Consider the following 5,735-nt stretch of genomic DNA (forward strand, 5'->3'; position numbering starts at 1 on the left):
TCCTTGCGGACCATCACGCGGCGGCCGCGAACCTTGGCGTTGCGCAGCGAGATCATGATGCGGGTCGCGAGCTGCTCGGGCACGTCGACCAGCGACGACTCGTCGCCGATGCGGATCGCGCCGATGACGCTGCTGTCGACGTCGGCCTCACCGGCAATCGCGCCGACGAGGTCGGCCGGGCGCACGCCCGCCGACTTGCCGATGTTGATGTGCAGCACCGCGCGCGGACCGGCCGCGCCACGCGGGCCGCGAGCCGAGGGCCGGGCACCAGCCGGCCGGGCCGCTCCCTCCTTGCCCTGCCAGGGCGCGTCTTCGCGAGGCCGACGCGGGCGATCCTCGCCGTAGGTGCGCTCGGCGCGCGATCGCTTCGGGCGTTCCTCGGTGGCCGCAGCGGCCAGCGCCTCGTCGAGCGACGGACCGTCGGCCTTCGACGCTCGCTTCGCTGCCGGCCGGGCCGCCGCCCCGGCCTTGCCTGGGGCAGCCGGCGCGTCGTCGTGCAGCAACCGGATCGCCGCGGCGGCGATGTCGAGCACGTCGTGGTCCTGCGCGAGCTGGTCGACCACGGCCCGCGCCTGCTCGAGCCCCCCCTCGATGATCTGTGCGCGCACGGCGGCCAGCGTCGTGTCGAGGCGGCGCGCCTGCAGGTCGGCCTCGGTCGGGATGGGCACGATCTCGATCTTCTGGCGCGTGCTGCCCTCGATCTGCCGGAGCGCGCGGTGCTGGCGCGGATCGACGAACGAGATCGCCATGCCGTCGCGGCCGGCGCGGCCGGTGCGGCCGATGCGGTGCACGTACACCTCGGGCGACATCGGCAGGTCGTAGTTGACGACGTGCGAGACGTGGTCGATGTCGAGCCCGCGCGCGGCGACGTCGGTGGCGACGAGCACGTCGGCCTGCCCGCCACGGAACAGCTGCATCACGCGGTCGCGCGCCTTCTGCTCCATGCCGCCGTGCAGCGCCTTGGCGCCATAGCCGTGCGAGGCGAGCACGTCGGTGAGCTCGTCCACCTCGGTGCGCGTGCGGCAGAAGACGATGGCGGACGAGGGCGTCTCGACGTCGAGCACGCGGCCGAGGGCGGCCGTCTTCTGGGCGCGCGGCACCAGGTAGGCCACCTGGCGGATGCGCGGCATCTTGCCGGGCGCGCGCTTCTCCTTGGCGATGGCGACGCGCACCGGATCCTGCAGCTGCGCCGCCGCAATCGTCTCGAGCCTCGGCGCCATCGTCGCGGCGAAGAGCGCCGTCTGCCGCTCCTCGGGCGCGTGGCCGAGGATGGCCTCGATGTCGTCGGCAAAGCCCATGTCGATCATCTCGTCGGCCTCGTCGAGCACGACGATCCTGAGCGCGCGGAGATCGAGCGTGTGGCGACGCAGGTGGTCCAGTGCACGGCCCGGCGTGGCGACGACGATGGAGACGCCGCGCTTGAGGGCGCGGATCTGGACGTCCATGGGGGCGCCGCCGTAGAGGGGCGCCACGGCGAGCGACGTGCCGCGGGCGTACTTGTGGAGTGCCTCGGCCACCTGCATGGCGAGCTCGCGGGTGGGCACGAGCACGAGCCCGCGCGGCGCGAGGCTCTTGGGCCCCTTCTGGGCGAGGAGCTCGATCATCGGCAGCGCGAAGGCCGCGGTCTTGCCGGTGCCGGTGCCGGCCATGCCGAGCACGTCGCGTCCCTCGAGCAGGACGGGGATGGCCTCGCGCTGGATCGGGGTGGGTTCCTCGTAGCCGAGCGCGGTGACGGCGGCGACGAGCGCGTCGGAGAGGCCGAGCGCGGCAAAGCCGGCCGGGGTATCGGGGGTGTCTGAACTCACGGGTGGATCGTAACAGGGACGGGAGTCGGGAGTCGGGAGTCGGAACGGCAGTCGGCAGTCGGCAGTCGGCAGTCGAATCGGGCCTCGGCCGGCCTGGACGTGCTCAGTGCCTCGATTCTGAATTCTGAACAGCGGCGGAGAGTGCCTGAATTGCCTGGTTCCTGCGAGGCGCTAGGATGGCGGCATGCGGAAGCTGCTGGTGGTGTTGATGCTGCTGGTCGCGGTGTCCCCTCTTCGCCTTCGCTCGGAGCAGGCGGCGGCGCAGGTGGGTGGCCTGAAGGTGCATGCCGACGGACGGCACCTCGTGCGCGAGGACGGCACGCCGTTCTTCTGGCTGGGCGACACGGCGTGGGAGCTGTTCCACCGGCTCACGCGTGAGGAAGCACAGCGGTACCTGGACAACCGGGCGGCCAAGGGATTCACGGTGATCCAGGCGGTGGCGTTGGCCGAGTTCGCGGGACTGACCGAGCCGAACCCCTACGGACACCTGCCGCTCATCGACAAGGACCCGGCGCGGCCCGACGCGAAGCCCGGGCCTCGCAACGACTACTGGGATCACGTCGAGGAGGTCATCGACATGGCCGCGGCGCGCGGCCTCCACGTGAGCCTGGTGGCGACGTGGGGTGCGCACGTGCTGCCGATGTGGGCCAAGGACCCGGTGGTGTTCACCGAGGCCAACGCCGAGGCGTACGGACGCTTCCTCGCGACGCGCTTCCGCGACAAGCCCAACCTGATCTGGATGCTCGGCGGCGACCGCCCGGTGGTGAACCAGGACGTGAACACGCTGCCGATCTGGCGCGCCATGGCCCGCGGGATCCGATCGGCCGACGCCGTGCACCTCATCACGTACCACCCGATGGGCGGCTCGCGCTCGTCGACATGGCTGCACGGCGAGCCGTGGCTCGACATCCACATGATGCAGAGCGGTCACGGGTCGCGCGACACGAAGGCGTGGGAGTGGGTCGAGGGCGACCTGGCGCTGCCGAACCACAAGCCGACACTCGACGGCGAGATCAACTACGAGGACCACCCGATCAACTGGAACGCGCTGAACGGCTACTTCCGCGACACCGAGGTGCGGCGGCAGGCGTACCGCACGGTGTTCGCAGGTGCCGCCGGCGTGACCTACGGCAACCAGTGCGTGTGGCAGATGTACGACACGCACCGGACGCCGATCGCCTTCCCGGAGATGCCGTGGCACGTGGCGATCGACCGCCCGGGCGCGACACAGATGGGCTACCTGAAGGCGCTGATGCTGTCGCGGCCGTTCCTCACGTCGCGCGCCGACCAGTCGCTGCTGAAGGGAAACGCCCCCAACGCCGACGCGCACGTCCGCGCGTTGCGCGGCGACGGCTTCGCCTTCGTGTACCTGCCGCTCGGCCAGACGATCACGATCACGCCGGGCGCGTTCAACGGCCGGAAGCTCATCGGTTGGTGGTTCGACCCGCGAACGGGCGAGAGCCGGCGCATCGGCGAGCTCGAGAGCACGACCGACCTGACGCTCGACCCGCCGGGAGAGCCCGGCACGGGGAACGACTGGGTGCTGGTGCTCGACGAGCGCGACAGGGAGTGGGGGGCGCCGGGTGCTTAACGCTTAACGCCTAACGCTTAACGCTTGGCGCTTGGCGCTTGGCGCTTGGCGCCCGGTAATCGAGCTGGCCCCGGAAGGAAGGCGGGTCCACAAATTGCGGCACAACCGCCACGACCCACCACCTGTGGGCACAGGCTGTGTAAGTGGGACTGACGGTCGGTATTCCTACCAAAGCACGCTCTTCCGCCCCACCGAACGTCGCTAGACTTCGAGGAAACCAAGGAGTTTCGCGGCGTGCCGACCCTGCCCCATGTCCTTCGTGCCTCGTTGCCGGTGCTCGACGCGCCGGCTTGCGTCCGCGTCGGGGCGCGCCTTCTGGGCGCGCGCGAGGCGAGCGGCCTGGTCGTGACACACGTCGCGCAGGCCCTGCTGCTCTCGCCGCGCCAGGTGCGGGCGCTCGAGCAGGTCGAACCCGAGGCGTTCCACAACACCACCTTCTACCTCAAGGCGTTGCGCAAGTACGTCGGCTACCTCGGCTTGCCTGCCGACCTGCTCGAGGGCGTGGTGCAGGCTCAGGTCGAGCCCATGGCCGAACCCGCCGAGGCTCGCGCGCCGGGCATCACGATGCGCGTGATGTCGACGTTGTTCGGCAACTGATCCCCCCGGAGGGTCCCGCAGCGCGCGATTGACGCCGCTGGCCTCGCCTGTCACGCTGCCGCCGATGGCGACGCTCACCGAAATCCTGCGTGGAGTGATGACCGCCGACCCGACGGGTGGGTGGCTGCGGCGCGTGTACGAGCAGCTCGAGGAGGTGCACTGGGGCGCCCTGCGCACGCCGGGCACCATCACGTCCGGACCCGGCCCTCGCATCGTCGAGCTCATCGACGGCCCGATGACACTGCCCTGCGTGATCGAGACCGACACGCTGCTGGTGGCCTTCGAGGACGCGCGCGGCGGGCCGCTCGCGACCGGCACCGCCACCGATCCGCAGCGGCATCACGTGTCGCGCGCGATCGAGGCGCTGCGCACCCTGGCGCAGGCGCGCGCGGCGGCGGAGGGACTCGACACCGATCCCCTGTTCGGCGTGATCGTGGTCGGCGCCGACGACATCCCCGAGCCGCATCGCACGACGATCCTCGAGGGCCTCCCGCACATCGAGCGCGAGCAGGCCGAGGACCTCTACGCCAACTACTGGGGACGCGTCAGCGCTGGCGCGCTGACGAAGGACGGAAGAGTAGAAGAGTAGAAGAGCAGAAGGCAGAGCGGGAAGGGCGAAGGAAGAGCAAGGACGAAGAAGGAGAAAGTGCCAGGCGTGGGCGGCTTCCTGCGTCCGCCCTTCCGCCTTCCCGCTCTGCCTTCTTTCCTTCTGCTCTTCTGCTCTTCTGCTCTTCCTGATTTCTGCTGAGCACGTCAGCGTAGGCGCACTGACAAGGGTAGAAGAGTAGAAGGGTAGGAGAGCAGAAGGCAGAGCGGGAAGGTCGAAGGAAGAGCAAGGACGAAGGAGAGGAAGAAGGAGGAAGGTGGTGGCCTTCGTGCTTCCGCCCTTTCGCCTTCCCGCCCTGCCTTCTTTCCTTCTGCTCTTCTGCTCTTCCTTACCTTCTGCTGAGTACTACCCACCCTCGTGAGACGAGGTCATCGTCGCCGGCCAGCGTGTCGAGGGCCCACAGCGCGGGCGTGCGGACGACCGGCGGTGTCACCGATGCGGGCAGCGTGGCGTGGGCGAGGCGCGGTGCCGGGGTGTGCAGCGCCGGGCGGCGCGCGATCAGGCGGCGCGCGGTGCGGGTGAGACGGGGCGTGCGTTCGGGGCGGGGATCAAGGCACATGGCGGCTCCTCGTGATCGATGACCTGTCCGGAGGCGCCGTCATGCCGATGGGGCATGGAACACGGGCTTGCGACAGCTCCTGCTGTCGCCACATCGATGCCTGTCCTGCCGGCATCGGGGCACCCTGGCGTGTTGCCGGGGTTGCCGGGCGCGTTGCCGCGCCACTCCGGATGTACGAGGAGGATGGTGCCACCCGTCGCGGGTCGTGCCAAGCGATTCGGGTGTCATGCGGCGCGCTATGACGCGCGTCGGATCGGAAGGGCGGTGGGCCCGCGCGCCGCGAGCGGCGACGCGGACCCCACGCGGGTGCGACTAGCGGCGCTTGGTCGCCTTCGCCTTGGTCTTGCGCGCAGCCTTGCGGGCCACGGTCACCTTCTTGGACGCAGCCTTGCGAGCCACGGACTTCTTCGGGGCAGCCTTCGGGGCGGCCTTCGGCGCCTTCTTCTTCACGGCGGCGCGCTTGGCGGCAGCCTTCGGTGCGGCCTTCTTGGTCGAGCGGGCCTTCACGGCCTTGCGCGACGGCTTGGCGGCCTTCTTGGCGGGCGCCTTCTTCACGGCCTTCTTCGTGGCCTTCTT

Annotated in this window: 6 protein-coding genes and 1 riboswitch; of the genes, 3 read left to right on the forward strand and 3 right to left on the reverse strand. The window is 70.2% G+C overall.

Annotated features, from left to right (window positions below):
- The coding region (locus ACIRDX_RS19825; protein WP_396627169.1) for a DEAD/DEAH box helicase at window positions 1-1,805 on the reverse strand (1,805 nt) is incomplete at its 3' end.
- Between the two features lie 184 nt (window positions 1,806-1,989).
- Here ACIRDX_RS19825 and ACIRDX_RS19830 point away from each other — a divergent pair.
- The 3 genes from ACIRDX_RS19830 to ACIRDX_RS19840 all read left to right on the forward strand — a co-directional run bounded on the left by ACIRDX_RS19830 (window position 1,990) and on the right by ACIRDX_RS19840 (window position 4,582).
- Entirely contained in the window at window positions 1,990-3,396 is a 1,407-nt protein-coding gene (locus ACIRDX_RS19830) for a glycoside hydrolase family 140 protein (protein WP_396627170.1), read from the forward strand.
- Between the two features lie 234 nt (window positions 3,397-3,630).
- Complete coding sequence (locus tag ACIRDX_RS19835; protein WP_396627171.1) at window positions 3,631-3,993, forward strand: helix-turn-helix domain-containing protein; 363 nt, start codon at window positions 3,631-3,633, stop codon at window positions 3,991-3,993.
- A 64-nt stretch (window positions 3,994-4,057) separates the two neighbouring features.
- Complete coding sequence (locus ACIRDX_RS19840) at window positions 4,058-4,582, forward strand: hypothetical protein (RefSeq protein ID WP_396627172.1); 525 nt, start codon at window positions 4,058-4,060, stop codon at window positions 4,580-4,582.
- 346 nt (window positions 4,583-4,928) lie between these two features.
- Here ACIRDX_RS19840 and ACIRDX_RS19845 read toward each other — a convergent pair whose 3' ends face one another.
- Both ACIRDX_RS19845 and ACIRDX_RS19850 read right to left on the reverse strand, forming a co-directional pair.
- On the reverse strand, window positions 4,929-5,159 hold the full coding sequence (locus ACIRDX_RS19845; RefSeq protein ID WP_396627173.1) for a hypothetical protein: 231 nt from the start codon (window positions 5,157-5,159) through the stop codon (window positions 4,929-4,931).
- A 53-nt stretch (window positions 5,160-5,212) separates the two neighbouring features.
- Window positions 5,213-5,338, reverse strand: a riboswitch (SAM-I-IV-variant riboswitch).
- A 133-nt stretch (window positions 5,339-5,471) separates the two neighbouring features.
- On the reverse strand, window positions 5,472-5,735 hold a 264-nt coding region (locus ACIRDX_RS19850), incomplete at its 5' end, for a hypothetical protein (RefSeq protein WP_396627174.1).

This window comes from Luteitalea sp. (assembly GCF_044337415.1).
Lineage (GTDB): Bacteria > Acidobacteriota > Vicinamibacteria > Vicinamibacterales > Vicinamibacteraceae > Luteitalea.